The organism is Euzebyella marina, assembly GCF_014855515.1.
Taxonomy (GTDB): domain Bacteria; phylum Bacteroidota; class Bacteroidia; order Flavobacteriales; family Flavobacteriaceae; genus Euzebyella; species Euzebyella marina.
Genome location: NZ_JACYFK010000002.1, coordinates 731,137 through 753,255, shown reverse-complemented (window position 1 = coordinate 753,255; position 22,119 = coordinate 731,137). Strand labels below are relative to the sequence as shown.

Sequence of the window (22,119 nt, the reverse complement as noted above, 5' to 3'; positions counted from 1 at the left end):
TTGTTGAATCTATTTCTTGTTCACAGGACTCACGATTTTTACATCTTGAAAAGCAATGGCACCCCTAACAATGCCGAGTATCACATCTCTGAGCGCCTCGGTAATCTGAATCTTTAGCTCACTTTTATGATAGATCAGACTTACCTCGCGGGCCGGTGAAGGATTTTCGAAAAACTTTAGTTTACTTCTTTTTTGTTCATCCAGTTCTAAAGTATTTAAATACGGCAATAAGGTCATGCCAAGGTCTTCATCAGCTAAGTTCACCAAGGTTTCAAAACTTCCGCTTTGCAACCTAAAATGTTCTTCCTGAAAATTTCGAGGGGCTTGGCATAGATTGATAACGCCATCACGAAAACAGTGTCCGTCTTGAAGTAAGAGCACGTCATTTATATCTAAATCTTCCGGTTTCAGTTTGTCTTGGCCATTGAGCCTATGGTTCTTAGGTACATAACCCACAAACGGCTCATAGTACAAGGGGCGTTCTTTAATGAATTCGATTTCAAGAGGTGTAGCGGCAATACCCGCGTCGATATGCCCGTCTTGAATATTTCTTATCAGGCTTTCGGTGCTTTGTTCCTTAATAATTAGGTTGACCTTGGGGTATCTTTTAATAAAGGTTTTCAAAAACATGGGTAGTAGGGTCGGCATAACTGTAGGTATGATGCCCAACGTATAATCACCTCCTATAAAGCCCTTTTCTTGGTCTACAATATCTTGAATTCTATGAGCTTCGTTTACGATATTCTTGGCCTGTTCGACAATTTTTTTACCGACTTCGGTGATGGTAATAGGTTTCTTACTACGATCGAATATTAACACATCGAGCTCATCTTCCAGTTTTTGAACTTGCATGCTCAAAGTAGGTTGGGTAACGAAGCTCTTTTGTGCGGCCAAGGTAAAATTTTGATGTTCTGCGACCGCCAGAACGTATTGTAATTGCGTTATTGTCATTGCTAATAAATTATGACGATAAATGTATAAAAACTATCAATAAAATTTATCGTTAAGCGGATTTATATTTTATAATTTTATAATCGAAAACTAAAATCAACACATTTATGAAACTCAATAGTATAGGATTAAGCGAAAAAGATTCAAAATCGATTAGTGATGATTTGAATCAATTACTCGCTAATTTTCAACGTTATTATCAGAATCTTCGTGGAATACACTGGAATATAAAAGGCAAGCGTTTCTTTGAATTGCATCCAAAATTTGAGGAACTATATGATGATGCCAATGAAAAAGTTGATGAAGTTGCCGAAAGAATTTTGACCCTCGGTGGCGTACCTCTTCATACGTTCGAAGATTATATCAAGACCTCAAAAGTACCGGTAGGTAAGAACGTCAGTAATGATGAAGATTCAATCAGGTTGATTGTAGATTCTTTGAAAGAACTACTCATTATTGAGCGTCGAATATTAGATGCTTCTGATGAATCAGGTGATGAGGGTACCAACGCCATGATGAGTGATTTTATCACTGAACAAGAAAAAACGGTTTGGATGATGAAGGCTTGGTTGGCAGAAGAAATCTAGAGACTAATGAAAATTGAATAACGGGCCCCATGGAAATTTCCATGGGGCCCGTTATTTTTAGAATCGAATTCTAAATTCTTGATCTTCACCATTTACTTCAAACTTCGCATCGGCAAAGATGGGAGGCCCGAACGGATTAATATCTCCCGTCTGTCCATAACTTTCCAAGGGCATTCCAGAAGCATCAAAATCGATGGAATTATTGCTGTTTGAATCGTGAATGGCCAGGATTGCATAGGTGCCTGGTGAAACATTTTCAAAGAGAAGGGTCACTTCACCTTTCTTAGCCGGTTCTTTAGCTGTTTTTACCCCTGGTGATTTTAGAAAAGTATCTTCATTATGTAAAGATGCAATGACCGAGCCTTCCTCAGAAAGAACATTTTCAATCGTTATTTTAATGTTTGCGGTTTTCTCAGACTGCGCGTTGATCAGCAGCACACTGGCCAACGCTAAAATGGTTGTAAAAGTTTTCATGTTCATGGTTTTGTTTTTAGATGTTGTAAAATTGGCCCTACACCTGCGTAATTTGAAATAGATTTTACCGAATTGTTCATATTTCATGATGAATTGATAAAACTTTGTGTTTGTTTACATCTTACGAAGATTTGTAACCTTCTCTGTTTACTTCTAAGGCTTAATCGATAATACGTAACTTTACCTTGGTAGTAAAAACAAATTTCATGGAAAACCGACGCCTGCTTGAAATAGAACAAATGCTCACCTCTCAAGGGTATATAGGTGATAAATCGATTGCTATGTCGGTTTACTTGGCTATGCAACTTGAAAAACCTTTACTGGTTGAAGGTCCTGCCGGGGTGGGTAAAACTGAAATTGCCAAAGTAATGGCAAAGGCACTCGACACCAATTTGATTAGACTGCAATGCTATGAGGGTTTAGACAGTACGCATGCCCTTTATGAGTGGAATTACCAGCATCAACTGTTATATCTAAAAATGCAGGAGAATAATAAGGTGGATATTACTACTGCCGAATCAACGATTTTCTCCGACCGATTTTTGCTCAAAAGACCCGTTTTACAAGCAATAACCCAGAAAACACAACCAGTTTTATTAGTTGATGAAATTGATAGAGCCGATGAAGAATTTGAAAGTTTTCTTTTGGAAGTGCTATCCGACTGGCAAGTGACCATACCTGAAATCGGCAGTATCAAGGCAGTTCAAAAACCACAGATTATACTAACAGGAAATAGAACCCGGGAATTGTCGGAAGCATTGCGCAGGCGCTGCCTCTATCTTTGGATAGATTATCCTGAATTTGAGAAGGAATTGGCCATTGTTAAAGCGAAGGTTCCGGAGGCCGATGAGCGATTGGGGCAAGAGATTTGTACGTTCATGAAAGAGCTTAGGCAATTGAGGCTAGAAAAGACTCCTGGCATTTCCGAAACCCTAGATTGGGCAAAAGCCTTGGCCGGTATGCACTTAAAACACCTAAACAAAGAAGTAGTAGAATCTACACTTGGGGTAGTACTCAAAGATTGGCAAGATATGAGGCACACACAAGATGCCCTCTCCGAACTTTTAGATAAAACCGGCGTGGTATCGAGAATAGGCTAATAATAATGATCGACCATGCAAGGCTCTTATCTGGAACATCAAACTGAAATATCTGCGTATATCGTACTGCTTTGTCAATTCCTTCGTAAGAAAGGCTATGTCATAGGCCCGGTCGAGCAGGTTGATGCCATTTTGGCCCTTGGTGGCTATAACTTTAACGAAGAGGCAAAATTTATTTTGGCGCTACAAACTGTTTTGGCCAAGAATAAACAGCAGTACATCCATTTTAAAGAAAACTATTTAGAGTTTAAACACCAGCTGAAGCAGGCTTCAGATTCTAAAGTAAAAACAAGAAAAACACCAGTTAAAAATAGGGCCAGGCAAGAACAAGAACGTTTTGATGCGCTCAAAAGTTGGCTGAACCTGAGTAAAGAAAAGGAAATCAAAGAGACAGCATCCTTTAGTGGAGTAGAAGTACTTGCAAAAAAGGAGTTTACTGATTTAAGTGATGATGAAGTACGCCTGATAATGCGGCTACTAAAAAAAATGGCCTTAAAAGCCATGCGAAAAAAAAGCAGACTAAAAAAGCTTACCAAACACAGAAGTAAAATTGATTTAAAAAGAACCATTCGCCAAAGTTTGAGAAAAGGGGGAGATATTCAGCAATTACTTTATTCTGAGCCAAAGCATAAAAAGCTAAAATTGCTGCTGTTATGCGATGTGAGTAAGTCGATGGACCTTTTCAGCCGTTTTTTTATTCATTTAATTTATGCCTTTCAAAATTCGTATGATAAAATAGAAACCTTTGTTTTCAGTACAGCTCTTCATCGGGTTTCAGATATTTTGAACGGCCATGATTTTGAAAATGCATTCCAAAGTATCTCCGATAGGGTTCCCCAATGGTCTGGTGGTACAACAATTGGTGAATGCCTAGAAGATTTTGTAGAAAATTACTCCTATCGATATCGATATCTAGATAAAAAAACCATTGTTTTGATATTAAGTGACGGTTGGGACACTGGAAAACCGACTAACATACAAAAAGCCATGCACCATATTTTTAAGAGCTCAAGAAAGGTCATTTGGCTCAATCCACTTGCTGGTAACAAAAACTTTTCCCCTGAGGTATTAGGTATGAAGTCGGCGCTTCCATATATCGATGAATTGGCTCCGGCCCACAACCTAGAAAGCTTAAAAAAGGTTCTTCTTTTAATAGGGAAAAGAAGAAAGAAAATTGCAGGTCAATTTTGAGTTTGTATTAACAATTTGTCATTTAAACTTTAATTAAACTAAATATTTAGTAAAAATTAGCCCTTTTGGTTTAGAATATTCAATTTGATTTTTTATATTCAATATCTCAAGCGAGCTATATGAAAATTAAAGGTAATTACAAACTTCCGGCTTCAAGGTCAGTTGTTTGGGATATGGTTATGGACCCCGAAATCTTAGAGAGGGTTACCCCGGGCATTAAAGAGTTAAAAGAGCTATCTCAAGACCAATATGAGGCAGTTTCCGAAGTTAGGGTAGGGCCTGTCAAGGGTAATTTCACAGGTAAACTTTCCATAAAAGATAAAACAGAAGAAGAGGGTTGCACATTGGTCATCGATCAGAAAAGTAAGATGGGCAATGTAGTGGCCGAGATTGTTATGAATTTGGCTTCTTCAGATGAAGGTGGTACAGATGTTACGTATACGGGTGAGGCTAAGATGAGCGGTACCTTGGCCAGTATGGGGCAGCGTATTATGAGCGGGGTGGTAAGTACGCTTTCTAAGCAGTTCTTCAAATCAATGGAAGAAGAAATAGATAAGCGCAGCGCCTAATTTCTAAATATTTCTACAATTTAAAACACTAGCATATGAACGTAACCATCACTGTCAATGGTAAACAGTTTACCCATGACATAGAACCGAGACTAAGTTTGGCCCAATATCTTAGAGAGAATTTAGATTTAACAGGCACGCACATTGGCTGTGATACCAGTGGGTGTGGGGCTTGCACCATAACAATGGATGGAAATGCCGTGAAATCATGCACCGTTTTGGCCGTTCAAGCCGACGGTAGCGAAATAACTACGATTGAAGGTATGGCCCAAAATGGAGAAATGCATCCGATTCAGGCGGCCTTTAAAGAGAAACATGGTTTGCAATGTGGTTTTTGTACACCGGGTATGGTGATGGTGGCCGCCGATATTCTCAAAAACTATCCGAATCCTTCAGAAGAAGATATCAGACACGGGCTTAAAGGAAATTTTTGTCGCTGCACTGGGTATCATAATATAGTCAAGTCTATTCAATTGGCTGCTGAAACAATAAATGATTAGTTATGGGAGAGTTTATAGGTAAATCAGTAAAAAGACGTGAAGATGCCCGATTCCTCAAAGGTATGGGCAAATATACAGACGATATAAAATTGCCCAAAATGACACATTCGGCCTTTGTTAGAAGTCCGTATGCCCATGCAAAAATAGAAAATGTCGATATCTCTGAGGCTGAGAAGGCCGATGGTGTGGTAGCTATTTTCACAGGTAAAGATGCTTGTGGCGAATATGGCGTTCCATGTGGTTGGCAAGTCGATTTTAAGAATGGTGAAACGATGCGAGAGCCCAAACATCCACTTTTGGCAAAAGATAAAATCCGCCATTTGGGTGAAGCGGTAACTATAGTCATCGCAGAAACACTGGAGCAGGCACGCGATGCGGCGGAATTGGTAGAGGTAGATTACGAAGAACTTCCTGCGGTTACAGACCCCAAAAAGGCAATGGAAGAAGGGGCGCCATTGGTTCATGATGATTGGGACAGTAATGCGGCATTTGACTGGTGTATCGGTAACGATCGTGCAGAAGTAGAGGCTGCTCTCGAGAAAGCCCATCATGTAACTGAAATGGAATATAGAAACCAAAGGTTGGCACCTAACGCTATGGAACCACGTAGTTACATTGCCGATTATGATGTGAATGGCGATAAATATACGTTGTACACGAGTACCCAAAATCCGCATTTGATCCGTCTTCTAATGTGCGCATTTGTTCTAGGTTTACCGGAACATAAGGTTCGAATAGTTTCTAAAGATGTAGGCGGAGGCTTTGGTAGCAAAATTTATCATTATACCGAGGAAGCTTTATTGACTTGGGCCGCCAAGGAAATAGGAAGACCAGTGAAATGGACATCCGACCGAAGTGAGGCATTTTTGACTGATGCCCACGGTCGCGACCATGTGGTCAAATCACGAATGGGTTTTGATAAAGACGGAAAGATTGTGGCTCATCTTACCGATGAGTACTGCGGAATGGGTGCTTATCTTTCAACATTTGCTCCGGCAGTACCGACCTATTTACACGGAACGCTGTTTCAAGGGGTATATACAACGCCATTGATTCATCTAAATGTAATTGCCCCATTTACGCATACCGTTCCGGTGGATGCTTATCGCGGTGCCGGAAGACCTGAGGCAACCTATCTATTGGAACGTATTATTTCCAAGGGCGCTCAAGAAATGGGTATGGACGCTGCTGAAATCAGATATAAAAACTTCATACCTCCTTTTGATGGGGTCGAAGAGGCCGGTTATCAAACTCAAGTGGCCCTGCAATATGATAGCGGTAATTACGAAGCAGCCTTAAAGAAAGGGTTGGAGAGGTTAGGATATGATGATTTTAGAAAGGAACAATCGGAAGCCCGCAAAAACGGGCGTCTGCTCGGCGTCGGTATTTCTACCTATATCGAAGGCTGCGGAATAGCCCCCTCTGCAGTGGTTGGAGCCTTAGGTGCTAGGGCCGGTCTTTATGAAGTAGGGCAGGTACGTGTTCAACCCACCGGAAAAGTATCCGTTTTTACCGGGGCTCATTCCCATGGGCAGGGCCATGAGACCGTTTTCGCTCAATTTGTGGCCGATAAGTTGGGTATAGATATGGCCGATGTTGAAATCGAGCATGGCGATACCGACCAAGTTGCTTTTGGAATGGGAACCTACGGTTCTCGAAGTCTGGCAGTGGGGGGTAGTGCTATAATAAAAAGCATAGATAAAATATTGGAAAAGGGTGCGAAGATAGCAGCCCATAAATTGGAGGCCGCTGAAGACGATTTGGAATATGCCAGCGGTAAATGGACGGTCAAGGGCACTGATAAATCCGTTTCTTTTGGCGATGTCGCACTTACTGCCTATGTGCCCCATAATTATCCTGAAGGGTTAGAGCCAGGGCTCGACTTTTCAAGCTTTTATGACCCAAGTAATTTTACTTATCCCTTCGGTACACACATTGCCGTTGTTGAGGTCGATGCCGATACGGGAGCGGTTGAATTGCAACGATTTATTGCTGTCGACGATGTGGGCAATATTATGAACCCAATGATTGTTGAGGGTCAGATTCATGGCGGTGTGGCCCAGGGTGTCGGGCAAGCCTTGTTGGAAGAGGTCGCCTACGATGAGGCGGGTCAAATGATTACAGGGTCGTATATGGATTATGCGATGCCGAGGGCAGATGACCTACCAATGATAGAGACCGAAAATACCGTAACGCCATGTCCTCATAACCCATTAGGGGTGAAAGGGGCCGGAGAAGCGGGTGCCATAGGGTCGACACCGGCCGTAGTAAATGCAGTAGTTGATGCACTGGCCCATCTTGGTGTTACTGATATACAAATGCCCCTAAAACCACAAACGGTTTGGAAAGCCATGCAGAATTAAAATAAGAAGAACATGATACCAGCAAAATTTGATTATATAAAGGCGACCTCCATTAGTGAGGCAGTCAATCTATTGGACGAGCACGGTTTTGATGCCAAGATATTATCAGGGGGTCAAAGTCTTTTACCGGCTATGAAGTTAAGACTCAACAGACCCGAGATCGTGATTGATATCAATGGTATTCCAGGTATGAATTCCATTGAGGAAACAGGTGATGAGGTCATCATAGGAGCCAATTGTACCCATACACAAATATTGAATTCCGATATGGTTTATAAAACCGTAAATATTTTACATCAGGCTGTTACCACCTTGGGTGATGTTCAGGTAAGAAACCGGGGAACTATTGGCGGTAGTCTGGCTCATGCCGACCCCTCGGCCGATTATCCTGCGGTGGTGCTGGCTTGTAATGCCCAAATTGAGGTGGAAGGAAAAGGGGGTAAAAGAACCATTGCCGCTACAGATTTCTTTCAAGGCATTTTCACAACGGCATTAGAAGACGATGAAATCGTCACTGCGGTACGTTTTCCCAAAGTGGCGCATGGCAAATACCTGAAGTTTTATCAATCTGCCTCAAGATTCGCTATTGTGGGAGTCGCCGTGGTATTCGATGATAGTAAGGTCAAAGTTGGTATAACAGGTGTTTCCGATACGCCCTATAGAGCTACTGCTGTTGAAGAGGCTTATACGGGTAATGGTGATGCAGCCGAACATGCAGTCGATGGAATAGAGGTGATGAGCGACCATTTTGCAGACGAAAATTATAGAAGTCATTTGGCAAAGGTCATGGTAAAGAGAGCTCTGGAAGAGTAAGTTTTAAGAAATAAAGCATTCATAACCCGACAAAGTGTGTCGGGTTTTTTTGTGCCTTCATTTTTTCGTCGATTGCATTAAAGTACCTAACTCTTTAAAGGTAGCTTGCTAGAAACTAAAATTGATTATGACAGAAATAAAGGCATATGCAGCTGCTTCGAAAGAAGACGATTTGAAACCATATAAGCTAGAAAGACGAGAGCTTACTCCTGATGATGTGAAAATTGACATTCTTTATTGTGGAGTTTGCCATAGTGACCTTCACCAAGTAAGAAACGACTGGAAAAATTCGGTTTATCCGGTAGTACCCGGGCATGAAATCATCGGCAAGGTTATGTCAGTAGGTGATCATGTAGAAAACTTTAAAGAAGGTGATTTGGTGGGCGTTGGATGTTTAGTCGACTCGTGTCAAGAATGTAGCTCCTGTAAAGACGATTTAGAACAGTTTTGTGAGAATGGCGCAACTTTCACTTATAATAGTCCCGACAAGCATTTAGGGGGGCATACTTTTGGTGGATATTCCGAAGCGGTGGTCGTAGACAAAAAATTTGTTCTAAAGGTTCCTGAAAATATAGATGCCAAGGCAGCGGCACCATTATTATGTGCAGGAATTACTACATGGTCGCCCCTAGCCAATTGGGGCGTGAAAAAGGGAGATAAAGTAGGTGTCATAGGTCTAGGAGGCTTGGGCCATATGGGTATAAAATTTGCCCATGCGCTAGAAGCCCATACCGTGATGATAACTACTTCACCTGACAAAAGTGAAGATGCAAAAAGTTTGGGGGCCGATGAGGTATTGATTTCTAAGGACGAGGACCAGATGAAAAAGCATGCAGGGTCATTCGACTTTCTATTGAATACCATTCCAGTAGGCCATGATATGAACCCGTATGTTGGCCTGCTCAAGCGAGATGCTACCATGGTTCTGGTTGGTGCTATTGAACCACTAGAACCGCTACATGGGGGCGGAATTGTCATGGGAAGAAAGCGAATTGCCGGCTCATTGATCGGTGGAATCAAGGAAACCCAAGAGATGCTTGATTTTTGTGGTGAGCATAATGTTGTTGCCGATATTGAGATGATTAATATTCAAGACATAAATGAGGCATATGACCGCTTACAAAAATCGGATGTTAAGTATCGATTTGTAATCGATATGAAATCTCTAAAGGAAAGTTAGATGATAAGGGGCCCTTGAAAAAAGGGCCCTTATTTATTTCGTTTGCTGCTTTTGGCAAGTGGGTTGAAGTCAAGACATAATTGAATCCAAAAATCCAGGTCCTTTTCAGATTCAAATCCTTCCGACGACACAAAGACATACCCTTTCATGGGTTTTCCTGTAAAATCCATTTCAGATGCAAAATTATTCTCTAAAGCTTTTTCGTAATTAATAGGTCCAACGCGGCACATGAGTCTAGGGGCGTTATTGCTTTTGTCGGTATCTAGCCCAAAGCACATTTTATCATTGACCATAAAACATAGACCGCCCATCATTCTTTTTTCTTGGAATGATATCATTTTATTTTTGAGGGTATGCCGTATTCTATCGGCAATAAATTGGTCAAATGCCATAAGTATATGCTTAGATTATTACTTACTTGGGTTTCTCACTATAAGGTCGGCAATGGCATTGGTATTTTGGCTATTTTGTTCTCTTAACTCAGAAACTATCTGGGCATGGTCTTCTTCTCGATTTTGAGATAGTTTGTAGCGGGCCTGTATTTCTTTGATTTTAATTTGAAAGCCCACAATGCCCTTTACTTGTCTCAAAGTCTTTGTTGACATATTATGCAACGAAATAGGGTTTTTAGAGTTGGCTTCAAAAGTATCTACCAATCTATGTAAAGAATTCATGGTCTGTTCTTCTGTCAATAGTTGCAGGCTTCCATATATGTGAACCGCAATATAGTTCCATGTAGGAACTTCTTCCTCTTTATACCAAGATGACGAAATATAGGCATGCGGGCCATTAAAAATACAAAGCACGTCGTCTTGTCCGAAATGCTTCCATTGAAAATTAGCTTTGGCGATGTGACCGGTCAGTACATCTGCTCCCTCTTCGTCTTTCTCTAATAACAGAGGTATATGGGTGGCGTGTGACCGGTTTTCAGAATGGGTGACCAATATGCCAAAACTGTTTTCAGAAATAAACAATTTGAGCTCATCAATGTTTTTATTATTTTGATATTCAGGTATGTACATGATATTTTGGCGTAGTGTATTAAAATTAACTTAAATGCTTTTTCAAAGCAAGAATCTAACCCATCGAATCAACCGGACTGTATCTTGGGGCTTACATTTACGTAAACTTAAAATTAAAGCACATGCCGTTTATAACAAATACAAAAGGAAAAGAATCCGTAGATATATTTTATGAAGATTATGGAGAAGGGCAACCGGTAATTTTAATTCACGGGTGGCCGCTCAGCAGAAAATCTTGGGAGCAGCAGGTTTGGAAGATAGTTGAATCTGGGTTTAGATGTATCTCATATGACAGAAGGGGGTTCGGTATTTCTTCCGCACCTTGGGGCGATTATGACTATTCGTCTTTGGCCAGCGATTTACACACTTTAATAGAAGGACTCAAACTTAAGGATGCCGTTATTGTTGGATTTTCAATGGGCGGGGGAGAAGTAGTACGTTACTTTACCGATTACGGATCGGATAAGATTGCAAAAGCAGTCTTGATCAGTTCGATAATTCCTCTGGTTAAAAAGAAAGATGATAATCCTGACGGAGTTCCTGAAAAAGCATTGAACGATATAAAGGATGCATTGGAGAAAGACCGCGTAGGTTTCTTGAAAGATTTCCATAAGGGATTTTATAATTATGATGACAATAAGGATAGGGTAAGCGAAGCGCAGCTAGATTACGATTTTATTATTGCCTCTCATGCATCACCGAGAGCCACTATAGAAGCAGCCCTTGCCTGGATGCATACCGATTTTAGAAAAGAATTGAAAAATGTAGATGTACCTACGTTAATAGTTCATGGCGATGCGGATGAAACCGTGCCTATTGCCACATCGGCAGATCAAGCTGCAAAAGGTATTTCCGATAATACTTACGAAATTATCAAAGGGGCACCTCACGGCTTGAATGTGACTCACTCCGATGAGTTGAACAAGCTGTTGATTGACTTTTTAAAGAAGTAATAGCCAAAAAATATAATAGAGGGCCGAGCATTCGCTTGGCCTTTTGCTTTCTAAAGAAAGGTTATGTAAATGAAAAAGTTCGGTATATGTATTATGTTGTTAGGGTCTGCTCTTTTGCTTAATTGCAAGCAAGTGAGAAAGGTTACCGATTTCATTTCTGAACCCACGGCACGTGATATTTATGAGCGAGAGTTTGCCAATGACACGACAGCCTTTGCTGAATGGAATGCGTCTTTTTTGAACAGTAAAAAAGATAGTTTAGAAGTTGAATTACCATATGTAGAAACAGGGTCTTTCACTCAGAACCTAATAAGAACCCATAGCTATAATCTTGAATTGAACAAAGGCAGAATTTTTTATGCCGAAATACTGACCGACTCAATCGCTCAAAGAGTTTTTCTAGATTTTTACAGAATTTCTAATGACTCAACACAGAATCTGAAGAGTATTAAAAGCAATGAGGAAGGCGAGCGGTACCTGTCACAGTCTATCGATGAAACAGGGCGGTATAAGCTGATTGTGCAGCCAGAAATCGATGCGAGTACAAATTATAGTTTGCGAATATACAGTCAGCCTGAGTTTGGTTTTCCAGTTTCAGGTAGAGATAATACTGCTATTCAAAGCTTTTGGGGAGCTGTTAGGGATGGAGGTAAAAGAAGCCACGAAGGCGTTGATATTTTTGCAGACCGAGGTACCCCCGTATTGGCCGTGACCGACGGTCGTATAAGTTCAACCGGAAACAGGGGCTTAGGTGGTAAACAGGTTTGGCAGCGTAACGGCTTAATGGGCAGTTCTCTTTATTATGCCCACCTTGACAGTATCTTGGTGAAAACTGGACAGAAGGTTCAGCTGGGCGATACTTTGGGCTTGGTGGGTAATACCGGAAACGCCAGAACTACGAAACCTCATTTGCATTTCGGCATCTACCAAGGTTATAGAGGTGCTATAGACCCCTTACCATTCATACAAAAGACAGAAATACCTGTCTATGCCGAGAAATCACCGGATTTTGAAGAAGGTCGGGTCGAAGTGAGATCATCTTTGGCCAATTTAAGGTCGCAACCTTCTATTGAGGGAACAAAACTTGGAGAGGCCAAGAGAAACGAAGTCTTGACCGTTTTTGGCCAGACCGACAAGTGGGTGCTGGTGCAAAACCAAGACGGTTTAAAAGCCTACATACACCAAAGTCTTATCCAATCTCCTAAAACTTCAGGATGATAAAAGCCTATCTGACCAATTCTGCTTTTACCGGTAAGTGGTCAGAAATATGTTTTCCGCTTTTAAGGCGCTCATCAATATGTTCATATGAACTGACCGAAAAACCACGGGTAAAAATATAATCGATACGCTGGGTAATCGGATCCTGTAGGTTGAAGCCATTAAAGGTTCCCGATGGTCCCTCGTTTTTTGATTTGGCAACCTCTAGACCATCTGTCATTTTCTTGCTGAGGTACTGAATAGATTTTTTTTCGGGGGATAGATTTAAATCACCCATTAAAACCACTGGAAGGTCTTGTGTATTGATTGCATCAATTTTCTTAAGTATAAGTTTTACCGATTTCTTTCGGGCCTTATCACCTCTATGGTCAAAATGGGTATTGAATACGTAAAATTCTTTATCGGTACTTTTCTCCTTTAAAAGGGCATAGGTACAGATGCGTTCAAGAGCGGCATCCCAACCAACTGAAATCTGGTCGGGTGTTTTTGATAGCCAAAAAGTGTTCGATTTTAAAAGTTCATATTTTTCTTTTTGATAAAGAATAGGTGAGTACTCACCCTTTTGTTTTCCGTCTTCACGCCCAACACCCACATAATCATAACCGGATAATTCTTCGTTTAAATAGTTCAATTGGTTGTGAAGAACCTCTTGCATACCCACAACATCAGGGGCTTCGGTTACAATCAGTTCAACCATCGAAGATTTTCGGTCGTTCCAATTATTGACCGTATCGTTCACGTTATCATACTTAATATTGTAGGTCATGATAGTCGGGCTCTGTGAATACCCTGTCACTGAACTAAGACAAATAGCTAAAAAAGATAAAATATAAAGGCGCATGGTAGATGGTATAATTTCGGGCAAGGTAGGTATTTCTGTGTTGATAGTTGGTGAACTTCTAATTTAAAAATACGACCAATCATTTTAATATTTCTACAAATTCAAAAGTGACATGAGCATTCTAATCAAGTCGAAAAATTGACGGTTACAGTTAAAAAATTATCGGCAAAGGTCATAGCGGTAAATTTGATAATCTTAATTTCACCTCCGATAAAACCCCAACAAAATCAAACATACTTTATGAAATATATCCATCCAAATATCATTAGACAGGTATTTGTTCTACTGCTAATACTGTTGATTGGAGGGCTCATATTTTGGGAAATAGTTCCGTATTTATCGGGTATTCTAGGAGCCATTACCATCTATGTGATTTTCAGAAAATGGATGGTCCAGCTAGTGAAAAAAGGTTGGAATCCCAATTTGGCCGCCACTCTTATTATGCTGTTGTCATTTATCGGTATATTGATACCAGTGAGTGGTCTTATCGCCATGTTAGGAAGTAAAATGGGGAAGGCGGTTGAAAAATCTGAGAGTGTCATCGAGATTATCAAAGACCAATTATTTGTAGTCGAAAAAACGGTCGATTATGACCTGACTTCTCAAATAGACCCTGCAGGTGCATCTTCATGGATTACCGAAAGTGTTTCCGCTTTTGCTGGAAGTACCTTTACTTTATTGATTTCGATAGCCATAATGTATTTTTTGTTGTTCTACATGTTGACCAATCGAAAGCAATTAAAGGAATCATTGTTTGAATACATCCCTATCAGTAAAACCAATTTGCGCATAATAGGTCGTGAAGTTCAAGCAATGGTAAGATCCAATGCGTTAGGAATTCCACTGGTGGCCTTGGCACAAGGGATTGTCGCCCTGATAGGCTTCTTTATTTTCGGAATTGATAATCCGTTTTTTTGGTTTGCCATTGTAGCAGTAGGATCCATGATTCCTTTTGTTGGAACATTGGTCGGTATTCTTCCGGTATTCATTTTAACCTTGGCCAACGGTAATGACGCCCAAGCTTGGGGTATACTTCTCTATGGCTTGGTCGTCGTAGGCTCTACGGATAATATAATTAGACTGTATGTGCTGCAGAAGCTTGATAATGTACACCCTTTGATTACGTTGATCGGTGTGATTGTAGGGGTACCTTTATTCGGTTTTATCGGCTTGATTTTCGGGCCGTTATTGATCAGTCTTTTTCTAATTGTTGTTCGAATTTACAAGAACGAATATGGGAAGGTAGATACGCAGGAACAACGATTGTAGCACCTACCGGTCTAATCTTTTCTTTTCGGCTTTCCACCACCTGGTCGCCTATTGCGCCTATTGTTGCTTTTTCCTCTATAATTTGAACTTCTAGAGTTGTACCTGCCTTTGTTTCTTCTAGGTTTCGGACTGTTTTCCTTAGGTTTGTCAGGGGTTTCCTGTTGTTCATTATCATCAACAAATTGGTGCTCTGGCATTACAGGTACTTGCTGTTTGATCAACTTTTCTATGTCTTTTAAGTAGGGTCTTTCATCTTTGTCACAGAATGAAAGGGCCGTACCACTGGCCTGTGCCCGCCCGGTTCTTCCGATTCGATGTACATAGGTTTCAGGTACATTCGGTAAATCGTAATTAATGACCAATGACAGTTCTTCAACGTCAATACCCCTTGCGGCAATATCGGTAGCGACCAAAACCTTCAATTTACCATCTTTAAAGCTTCCCAGTGCCTTCTGTCTGGCCGTTTGCGATTTATTACCGTGAATGGCCGAAGCCCTTATATCGGCCTTTTCCAATTTGGTAACGATCTTGTTGGCCCCGTGTTTGGTTCTTGAAAAGACCAAAACTGAGTCTTGTTCCTTCTCTCGGAGCAAATGAATGAGTAAGCGTGCCTTATTTCTTTTGCTGACGAAATAAACCCCTTGTTCGACACGTTCGGCGGTAGCCTGTTGAGGTTTGATAGTCACTCTTTCAAAGTCGCCCAAGAGTTTTTGAGATAATTCGACGATTGCCTGTGGCATCGTGGCAGAAAAAAATAGGGACTGTCTTTGGGAAGGCAGGGCCGCAATGATTTTTTTTACATCGTGAACAAACCCCATGTCAAGCATTTGGTCGGCTTCATCGAGTACCACGATTTCCAAATCGTTTAAGTTGATAAAACCTTGCCCCATTAAATCAAGCAATCTACCCGGGGTCGCGACCAAAATATCTATCCCTTTTTGTAAAGCTTTTACCTGTTGCCCCTGTTTGACACCACCAAAAATGACCGTGTTGGTGATGGGTGTAAAACGGCCATAAGCACTTAGACTTTCTGCAATCTGCAGGGCGAGTTCCCGAGTAGGGGTAACGATAAGGGCTCTTACTCTCTTTTTCCCGCTTTGTCCTTTCGAAGTTTGAAGAAGCCTTTCTAGAATAGGAATACCAAAAGCCGCCGTTTTACCGGTACCGGTTTGGGCTACACCCAACAAGTCTTTTCCCTTTAATAAAATGGGAATAGACTTTTGTTGAATTGGGGTGGGTTCTGAATAACCTTCTGACCGAAGGGCCTTTAGAATAGGTTGTGATAAGCCTAGCTCTTCAAATTTCATCGTTGTGTTTTAAGGGCTGCGAAGGTACGCCTATTTATGGCTACTTCTTCGGTTCATTAAAAAATTAAAGCCCGATAGCGGCTTCAGCGCATCTTTCTCCATCCATGGCCGCTGAAACAATTCCGCCGGCATACCCTCCTCCTTCACCACATGGGAAGAGACCTTTGATTTGAGGATGCTCTAATTGTTCATTTCTTGGGATGGTTACCGGTGATGAAGTTCTTGATTCTACGCCCACGATATTCGCTTCATCGGTGTAGTAGCCTTTCATCTTTTTTCCGAATTCTTCAAATCCCTTTCGGAGGCGACTACCCATCAGTTTTGGTAAAAGTGAATGCAACGGAGCAGAGTTCAACCCTGGTTGGTATGAAGTAGGGTTAAGGCTTGGCGATAATTTACCTTCGACAAAATCGGTCAATCGCTGTGAAGGGGCCGTTTGGTTTCTACCCCCTGCCGTAAAGGCCAATCGCTCTAAATCTTTTTGAAATTCAAGCCCTCTCATCGCTCCATACCCTTGATATCGAGAAAGGTCCTCATCTACATTAATTTCTACTACTATTCCTGAATTGGCAAATTGATTGTTTCTTTTTGATGGTGACATACCATTGACCACTACTTCACCTGGGGCGGTGGCAGCAGGTACAATAAAACCACCTGGGCACATACAAAAAGAATATACACCACGCCCTTTTACCTGATGAACAAGGCTATAGGCGGCTGCGGGCAGAAGTTCGTTTCGTGTACCTGAACAATGATATTGAATAGAATCGATGACGTGTTGGGGGTGCTCGACCCGCACACCCATGGCAAAAGACTTAGCTTCTAAGGCAATCTTTTTCTTTTCTAAAAGATAAAAAATGTCCCGAGCCGAATGGCCTGTGGCCAAAATTACCTTGTGCGTGGCAATCTCCTTACTATCATTGATTACGATACCTTCTAGGGAGCCATTTTTAATAAGAAGATCGGTCAGTCTGGTATCAAAGTGAACTTCGCCGCCGTAGTTAATAATCGTTTCGCGAATGTTCTTTACGATTTTAGGAAGTTTATTCGTTCCGATATGCGGATGCGCGTCAACCAGAATTTCTTCGGTAGCGCCATGATGAACCAAACTATGAAAAATACGTTTGACATCACCGCGCTTTAAACTTCGTGTATATAGTTTTCCATCGGAGTAGGTGCCGGCACCGCCTTCGCCAAAACAATAGTTCGAATCTTCGTTCACCACATGGTTTTGGTTGATGGCACGAAGGTCTCTACGGCGTTCGCGAACATCTTTGCCCCGTTCATAAACAATAGGCTTGAAGCCTAGCTCTAAACAACGCAATGCAGCCCACATACCGGCAGGGCCAAAGCCTATGATATGTATGGGCTTTGCGTTTTGAACATTCTTATATTCAAATGAATAATCGTTTTGAGGAGCATCTTCACCTATGTAGGCAACCAATTTATAATTAAAAAGAACTTGAGGTTTTCGGGCATCTATAGACTTTCTGAGTGTCTTTAGGGTAAAATCGGAAGTATCGAGACCTAGATATTGAGCAGCTTTTTGTTTTAATAAACCTTCTTTGGCTTCTTCCTCAAGAGATAATCGTAATTGTAGGGTTTTGATCATCCGCCAAAATTAGGGCATTTTAATAGAGTTTATTTAATGAAATTAAAGTCCATACTCCTTTTTGTAGACCATAGGTGTTCTTTTGGTAATGGCTTTGAACTGTTTATTGAAGTTTGATAGCGTTTGAAATCCACTTTCATAACAGGCTGTGGAAACGTTTTTCTTTTGTTCGATGAGCAACTTACAGGCATGACCGATTCGTATCTCACTCACAAATTGGGTAAAAGATTTATTGGCATGCACTTTAAAATACCTGCTGAATGAGGTAGGCGTCATGTTCGTCATTTCAGCTAATTGGGCAATGGCAATCTTATTTCTGAAATTTTTCATTACATAAGAATATACCTGATACATACGTTCGGTATCGGCTTCTCGAAGGGTATTCGTGTAACCGGCGCTGGCCAATAGTTCAAATTCTTGGGTTTGGCTAATACAGTTTAGAATTTTTAAAAGATGAAGAATACCTTCAAGACCTTCCATACTTATTAATTGCATGATCATCTCACGCAATTTTAGAGCGGTTTCACCATGAAACTCCATTCCTCGAAGGCTTTTTCGAAACAACTGGCGCAAACGTATGGCTTCTTCGGTCTGCAAAAAATTGGTGCCTAAGAAATCTTCTTTGAAATAGATGACTGCACCTTGAGACCAAGCTATGTTTTTCGCCTGTTCCTGTTCTTGATCGCTACGCCATAAATGTGGTAGGTTAGACCCGGTAAAAGTGATATCACCTGTTTTAAAAGGTTTTACGCTATCACCAATAAAACGGGTGCCGTTTCCTTTGAGTACCATAAATATTTGATATTCAGAATGAAAATGCCAATGAGGGTCAAAAACGGGTTCGTTCAGTAGTTTGGCAACATACGCTCGTGAAGTGGGTATGGGTGATTTCTGTAAGGCAGCTTTCAAAAGACTCTTTTTGTGTAAATGACAACTAAAATACCAAAATTTTAAACTAAACAATGTTTTGATGATATAATACAGTCAGAATGTGATATGAGAGTGTGAATTTTACACCATATTTATGCTTATCATTGATAATTCTAAAATCCACCGACTTATGAAATCCTCATTAAGCGCTATTTGCACTGTAGCATTATTCTTTTTATTAGTAGGCTGTGGCTCAGAATCAAAGGAGCAAACGGCACATGTAGAAGATGGCCCAAGACGAATCGAAATACTATTTTTAGGGCATTCGCAAGAACACCATAATTCTAGGGCTTATTTTCCGGTACTGGCTTCCGCTTTGGCAAAAGATGGTATCAATATTACCTATACGGAAGAAGTAACCGATTTGAACGAAAAGAATTTGGCGACTTATGACGGACTTATCATTTATGCCAACCATGATGACATTAATTCTTCCGAAGAAAAAGCATTGATTGACTATGTAAAAGAAGGGCATGCATTTATACCTATTCACTGTGCCAGTTTTTGTTTTAGAAACTCAGAGGATTATGTAGATATGGTTGGTGGCCAATTTATGTCTCATGAGACGGGCACTTTTACTGCCGATATTGTAGATAAAGAACATCCTATCATGCAGAACGTATCCGAGTTTTCAACATGGGACGAAACGTATGTACATGATAAAATAGCCGACGATATTCAAATATTAATGGAAAGGGTAGAAGGCGACCATAAGGAACCATGGACATGGGTGAAAGACTATGGTCAAGGCAAGGTTTTCTACACTGCCTACGGTCATGATGAGCGAACTTGGGAAAAACCAGGTTTTCAAAAACTTATTAAAGAGGGTATTATTTGGGCGGTTTCCGACAAGGTCAGGGAAAATTGGCAAGCATTTGCAACCGATATTCCACAATTGGCCTATAAAGAAATGGCGAATATACCCAACTACGAGAAGCGCGACCCGGCACCTAAATATCAGCTGCCCCTTAGTCCTGAAGAATCGGCCAAGTTGATTCAAGTGCCAGCCGGTTTTAAGCTTGAACTTTTCGCTTCCGAACCAGATATTATCAACCCCATTGCTATGAATTGGGATGAAAAAGGGCGTCTGTGGGTCATTGAAACAGTCGATTACCCCAATACCGTTCGTAATGATGAAGGTATTGGTGATGATAAGGTAAAAATTTTAGAAGATACCGATGGAGATGGTAAGGCCGATAAAGTAACAGTATTTGCCGAAAACTTGAATATTCCGACCAGTTTTGCATTTGCGAACGGTGGTATAATCGTTTCACAGGCTCCTGTATTTTTGTTCTTAAAAGACACGAACGGAGACGACAAAGCCGATGTTAGGGAAACAATAATAGATGGTTGGGGTACTTTTGACACCCACGCGGGGCCATCGAACCTACAGTACGGTATTGATAACCATGTATATGGTGTACTTGGCTATTCGGGTTTTGAAGGTTCAATTTTTGGTAAAGAATTTAAGTTTAGGCAGGGGGTTTATCGATTTAATACAGATTATAAGAATTTCGAATTTTTGACCAATACGAGTAACAATACTTGGGGGTTGGGTTTTACCGAAGACAACTCAATATTCGCTTCAACCGCGAACAATACGCACAGTGTGTTTTTAGGAATTCCTAATGATAATTTTGCCGGTGTTGAGGGAGTAAAGTTTCAAGGAAGCGCTAAAATCGACGGTCACTACGACATGCAGCCGATTACCATGAACTATAGGCAGGTTGATGTTTTCGGAGGATTTACTGCCGCCGCCGGCCACCATTTCTACACCGCTAGAAATTATCCGAGTAATTACTGGAACAAAACGGCATTTGTTTGTGAGCCAACAGGTGGTCTTGTGCATATATCTAAAATTGAAAAGGAAGGTGCAGGATATATCGAGAAAGATGGCGGAAACCTCTTTGCGGGAGCCGATGAGTGGGTCAGTCCGGTAGAGGCCAAAGTAGGCCCTGATGGTTCGGTATGGGTGGCAGATTGGTACAACTTCATCGTACAACATAATCCTACCCCGAATAAAGAACGCGGTGGTTTTGACGCCGAAAACGGCTCCGGTAATGCTTATGTAAACCCTTTACGGGACAAATCGCACGGAAGAATCTGGAGAGTCGTTCCTAAAAAGCAACATGAAAGTGAAAAGTCCAGTTTAGATAAAGATAATGTAGATGACTTGGTGCATGCGCTTTCAGACGACAATATGTTTTGGAGAATGACTGCCCAGAGGTTATTGGTAGAAAGCGGTAATCAAGAAGTTTCTAAGAAACTTTATAAACTGATCAATGATAGTTCATTGAACAGTATCGGGCAAAACCCTGGTGCTCTGCACGCCTTATGGACCTTGGATGGCTTAGGAGCCGTGAGCGGTAACGAAGAAGCTGCTTCGGTCGTTCGAGGAGCGTTGTTTCATCCTGCGGCGGCAGTAAGAAAAGCGGCCATACAAATTTTGCCTAGAAACGAGAAGGTCGATGAAGCCTTGCTATTATCAGGTGCTATCAATGATAAAGACCCTTCGGTCAGATTGGCCGCCCTTCTGTATTTCTCTGAGCGTTCACCTTCACAGGAGGTAGGTGCAGCCCTTTATAAAGCAAGTAAAGATAAGGCCCTGAAAGAAGACCGATGGCTTTCAGAAGCTTTGTACGCCGCAGCTGCCAAACATATAGATGGTTTTGTCGGTGCATTTCAAAAAGAAAAACCTACATACAGAGCCCAACCTGTCGCTACCGGTTCTGAAAAAGTTGATTTAGAAGGTGATAAATTGGCCGAAACCTTTGTAAATAATTATATAGGTAAGGTAGGTAGCGCTGTAAACGTAGCCTTGACAGCTGATGCCGTTGGTACGGTAATAAATATTGGTACCGTCACCAATGAAATGAAATTCAATGTTTCTGAAATAGTTGTGGAAGCTGGTAAGCAAGTAACCATCAACTTCTCAAATACAGATTTCATGCAGCACAATTTGGTAATTGTTCAGAAAGGGGAGAAAGAGAAAGTTGGCGCTGCTGCCGATAAATTGGCCGTAGCACCTAATGGTGCAGAGATGAACTACGTTCCCGAAATGTCCGAGGTACTCTATGCGACAGCAATCGTGAACCCCGAAGAAAGTGCAACTTTAAGTTTTGTAGCTCCTACCGAACCCGGCGAATATCCATTCATATGTACATTCCCAGGGCATTGGCGAATAATGCAAGGCGTTATGAAGGTGGTCTCAAGCAAATAATCAGTAATTCAAAAATATA

The 22,119-nt window shown here is 41.2% G+C and carries 20 protein-coding genes; 12 read left to right on the top strand and 8 right to left on the bottom strand.

Going from position 1 to position 22,119, the window contains the following annotated elements; genetic code table 11:
* Positions 1-9 precede the first annotated feature (9 nt).
* Positions 10-951, bottom strand: a complete 942-nt coding sequence (locus IL356_RS12135; RefSeq protein WP_121848753.1) for a LysR substrate-binding domain-containing protein — start codon at positions 949-951, stop codon at positions 10-12.
* 107 nt (positions 952-1,058) lie between these two features.
* On the opposite strand from IL356_RS12135, the gene IL356_RS12130 reads away from it, so the two are divergent.
* Positions 1,059-1,538 (top strand): Dps family protein, encoded by a 480-nt coding sequence (locus tag IL356_RS12130; RefSeq protein ID WP_121848754.1) that lies wholly within the window; start codon positions 1,059-1,061, stop codon positions 1,536-1,538.
* Between the two features lie 57 nt (positions 1,539-1,595).
* On the opposite strand, the gene IL356_RS12125 is transcribed toward IL356_RS12130, so the two are convergent.
* Complete coding sequence (locus IL356_RS12125; RefSeq protein WP_162987879.1) at positions 1,596-2,012, bottom strand: DUF2141 domain-containing protein; 417 nt, start codon at positions 2,010-2,012, stop codon at positions 1,596-1,598.
* Positions 2,013-2,218: 206 nt separating this feature from the next.
* Here IL356_RS12125 and IL356_RS12120 point away from each other — a divergent pair, with 206 nt between their 5' ends.
* From IL356_RS12120 to IL356_RS12090, 7 genes are all read left to right on the top strand, one after another.
* The gene (locus IL356_RS12120; RefSeq protein ID WP_121848756.1) at positions 2,219-3,112 is read left to right on the top strand and encodes an AAA family ATPase; all 894 of its coding nucleotides are present in this window, start codon (positions 2,219-2,221) and stop codon (positions 3,110-3,112) included.
* Between the two features lie 15 nt (positions 3,113-3,127).
* Positions 3,128-4,303: a vWA domain-containing protein gene (locus tag IL356_RS12115; RefSeq protein WP_121848757.1), complete on the top strand. Its 1,176-nt coding sequence runs from the start codon at positions 3,128-3,130 to the stop codon at positions 4,301-4,303.
* A gap of 119 nt (positions 4,304-4,422) precedes the next feature.
* Positions 4,423-4,872 carry a CoxG family protein gene (locus IL356_RS12110; protein ID WP_121848758.1) on the top strand — a complete coding sequence of 150 codons (450 nt, stop codon included), beginning with the start codon at positions 4,423-4,425 and terminating at the stop codon, positions 4,870-4,872.
* 35 nt (positions 4,873-4,907) lie between these two features.
* The gene (locus IL356_RS12105) at positions 4,908-5,372 is read left to right on the top strand and encodes a (2Fe-2S)-binding protein (RefSeq protein ID WP_121848759.1); all 465 of its coding nucleotides are present in this window, start codon (positions 4,908-4,910) and stop codon (positions 5,370-5,372) included.
* Between the two features lie 2 nt (positions 5,373-5,374).
* Positions 5,375-7,735, top strand: coding sequence for a xanthine dehydrogenase family protein molybdopterin-binding subunit (locus tag IL356_RS12100; RefSeq protein WP_121848760.1), 2,361 nt, complete (start codon positions 5,375-5,377; stop codon positions 7,733-7,735).
* A 12-nt stretch (positions 7,736-7,747) separates the two neighbouring features.
* On the top strand, positions 7,748-8,548 hold the full coding sequence (locus tag IL356_RS12095) for an FAD binding domain-containing protein (protein WP_121848761.1): 801 nt from the start codon (positions 7,748-7,750) through the stop codon (positions 8,546-8,548).
* A gap of 127 nt (positions 8,549-8,675) precedes the next feature.
* Entirely contained in the window at positions 8,676-9,728 is a 1,053-nt protein-coding gene (locus IL356_RS12090; RefSeq protein ID WP_192466548.1) for an NAD(P)-dependent alcohol dehydrogenase, read from the top strand.
* Between the two features lie 29 nt (positions 9,729-9,757).
* On the opposite strand, the gene IL356_RS12085 is transcribed toward IL356_RS12090, so the two are convergent.
* Together IL356_RS12085 and IL356_RS12080 are read right to left on the bottom strand one after the other, a co-directional pair.
* Positions 9,758-10,120 (bottom strand): TfoX/Sxy family protein, encoded by a 363-nt coding sequence (locus IL356_RS12085; RefSeq protein ID WP_121848763.1) that lies wholly within the window; start codon positions 10,118-10,120, stop codon positions 9,758-9,760.
* 18 nt (positions 10,121-10,138) lie between these two features.
* On the bottom strand, positions 10,139-10,750 hold the full coding sequence (locus IL356_RS12080; RefSeq protein WP_121848764.1) for an FMN-binding negative transcriptional regulator: 612 nt from the start codon (positions 10,748-10,750) through the stop codon (positions 10,139-10,141).
* 122 nt (positions 10,751-10,872) lie between these two features.
* Between IL356_RS12080 and IL356_RS12075 the strand changes: the two genes are divergently transcribed.
* Both IL356_RS12075 and IL356_RS12070 read left to right on the top strand, forming a co-directional pair.
* Positions 10,873-11,703 carry an alpha/beta fold hydrolase gene (locus IL356_RS12075; RefSeq protein WP_121848765.1) on the top strand — a complete coding sequence of 277 codons (831 nt, stop codon included), beginning with the start codon at positions 10,873-10,875 and terminating at the stop codon, positions 11,701-11,703.
* A gap of 132 nt (positions 11,704-11,835) precedes the next feature.
* A complete protein-coding gene (locus IL356_RS12070) occupies positions 11,836-12,921 on the top strand; it encodes a peptidoglycan DD-metalloendopeptidase family protein (protein WP_162987880.1) in 1,086 nt (361 codons plus the stop codon).
* 7 nt (positions 12,922-12,928) lie between these two features.
* On the opposite strand, the gene IL356_RS12065 is transcribed toward IL356_RS12070, so the two are convergent.
* Entirely contained in the window at positions 12,929-13,687 is a 759-nt protein-coding gene (locus IL356_RS12065; RefSeq protein WP_121848767.1) for an endonuclease/exonuclease/phosphatase family protein, read from the bottom strand.
* A gap of 315 nt (positions 13,688-14,002) precedes the next feature.
* On the opposite strand from IL356_RS12065, the gene IL356_RS12060 reads away from it, so the two are divergent.
* Positions 14,003-15,031, top strand: a complete 1,029-nt coding sequence (locus tag IL356_RS12060; protein WP_121850684.1) for an AI-2E family transporter — start codon at positions 14,003-14,005, stop codon at positions 15,029-15,031.
* Positions 15,032-15,042: 11 nt separating this feature from the next.
* On the opposite strand, the gene IL356_RS12055 is transcribed toward IL356_RS12060, so the two are convergent.
* The 3 genes from IL356_RS12055 to IL356_RS12045 form a co-directional block, all read right to left on the bottom strand.
* The gene (locus IL356_RS12055) at positions 15,043-16,338 is read right to left on the bottom strand and encodes a DEAD/DEAH box helicase (protein ID WP_121848768.1); all 1,296 of its coding nucleotides are present in this window, start codon (positions 16,336-16,338) and stop codon (positions 15,043-15,045) included.
* A 64-nt stretch (positions 16,339-16,402) separates the two neighbouring features.
* Positions 16,403-17,950, bottom strand: coding sequence for an NAD(P)/FAD-dependent oxidoreductase (locus tag IL356_RS12050; RefSeq protein WP_121848769.1), 1,548 nt, complete (start codon positions 17,948-17,950; stop codon positions 16,403-16,405).
* 42 nt (positions 17,951-17,992) lie between these two features.
* A complete protein-coding gene (locus IL356_RS12045) occupies positions 17,993-18,859 on the bottom strand; it encodes an AraC family transcriptional regulator (protein ID WP_121848770.1) in 867 nt (288 codons plus the stop codon).
* A gap of 151 nt (positions 18,860-19,010) precedes the next feature.
* On the opposite strand from IL356_RS12045, the gene IL356_RS12040 reads away from it, so the two are divergent.
* Complete coding sequence (locus IL356_RS12040) at positions 19,011-22,100, top strand: PVC-type heme-binding CxxCH protein (protein WP_121850685.1); 3,090 nt, start codon at positions 19,011-19,013, stop codon at positions 22,098-22,100.
* Positions 22,101-22,119 lie beyond the last annotated feature (19 nt).

What these genes read in the sequence shown, in the direction of transcription:
- IL356_RS12040 (WP_121850685.1), top strand. Translation starts at nt 19,011, where the DNA reads ATGAAATCCTCATTAAGCGCTATTTGCACTGTAGCATTATTCTTTTTA.
- IL356_RS12050 (WP_121848769.1), bottom strand. Translation starts at nt 17,950, where the DNA reads ATGATCAAAACCCTACAATTACGATTATCTCTTGAGGAAGAAGCCAAA.
- IL356_RS12120 (WP_121848756.1), top strand. Translation starts at nt 2,219, where the DNA reads ATGGAAAACCGACGCCTGCTTGAAATAGAACAAATGCTCACCTCTCAA.
- IL356_RS12075 (WP_121848765.1), top strand. Translation starts at nt 10,873, where the DNA reads ATGCCGTTTATAACAAATACAAAAGGAAAAGAATCCGTAGATATATTT.
- IL356_RS12060 (WP_121850684.1), top strand. Translation starts at nt 14,003, where the DNA reads ATGAAATATATCCATCCAAATATCATTAGACAGGTATTTGTTCTACTG.
- IL356_RS12080 (WP_121848764.1), bottom strand. Translation starts at nt 10,750, where the DNA reads ATGTACATACCTGAATATCAAAATAATAAAAACATTGATGAGCTCAAA.
- IL356_RS12110 (WP_121848758.1), top strand. Translation starts at nt 4,423, where the DNA reads ATGAAAATTAAAGGTAATTACAAACTTCCGGCTTCAAGGTCAGTTGTT.
- IL356_RS12085 (WP_121848763.1), bottom strand. Translation starts at nt 10,120, where the DNA reads ATGGCATTTGACCAATTTATTGCCGATAGAATACGGCATACCCTCAAA.
- IL356_RS12095 (WP_121848761.1), top strand. Translation starts at nt 7,748, where the DNA reads ATGATACCAGCAAAATTTGATTATATAAAGGCGACCTCCATTAGTGAG.
- IL356_RS12130 (WP_121848754.1), top strand. Translation starts at nt 1,059, where the DNA reads ATGAAACTCAATAGTATAGGATTAAGCGAAAAAGATTCAAAATCGATT.
- IL356_RS12055 (WP_121848768.1), bottom strand. Translation starts at nt 16,338, where the DNA reads ATGAAATTTGAAGAGCTAGGCTTATCACAACCTATTCTAAAGGCCCTT.
- IL356_RS12115 (WP_121848757.1), top strand. Translation starts at nt 3,128, where the DNA reads ATGCAAGGCTCTTATCTGGAACATCAAACTGAAATATCTGCGTATATC.
- IL356_RS12065 (WP_121848767.1), bottom strand. Translation starts at nt 13,687, where the DNA reads ATGACCTACAATATTAAGTATGATAACGTGAACGATACGGTCAATAAT.
- IL356_RS12090 (WP_192466548.1), top strand. Translation starts at nt 8,676, where the DNA reads ATGACAGAAATAAAGGCATATGCAGCTGCTTCGAAAGAAGACGATTTG.
- IL356_RS12100 (WP_121848760.1), top strand. Translation starts at nt 5,375, where the DNA reads ATGGGAGAGTTTATAGGTAAATCAGTAAAAAGACGTGAAGATGCCCGA.
- IL356_RS12105 (WP_121848759.1), top strand. Translation starts at nt 4,908, where the DNA reads ATGAACGTAACCATCACTGTCAATGGTAAACAGTTTACCCATGACATA.
- IL356_RS12135 (WP_121848753.1), bottom strand. Translation starts at nt 951, where the DNA reads ATGACAATAACGCAATTACAATACGTTCTGGCGGTCGCAGAACATCAA.
- IL356_RS12125 (WP_162987879.1), bottom strand. Translation starts at nt 2,012, where the DNA reads ATGAAAACTTTTACAACCATTTTAGCGTTGGCCAGTGTGCTGCTGATC.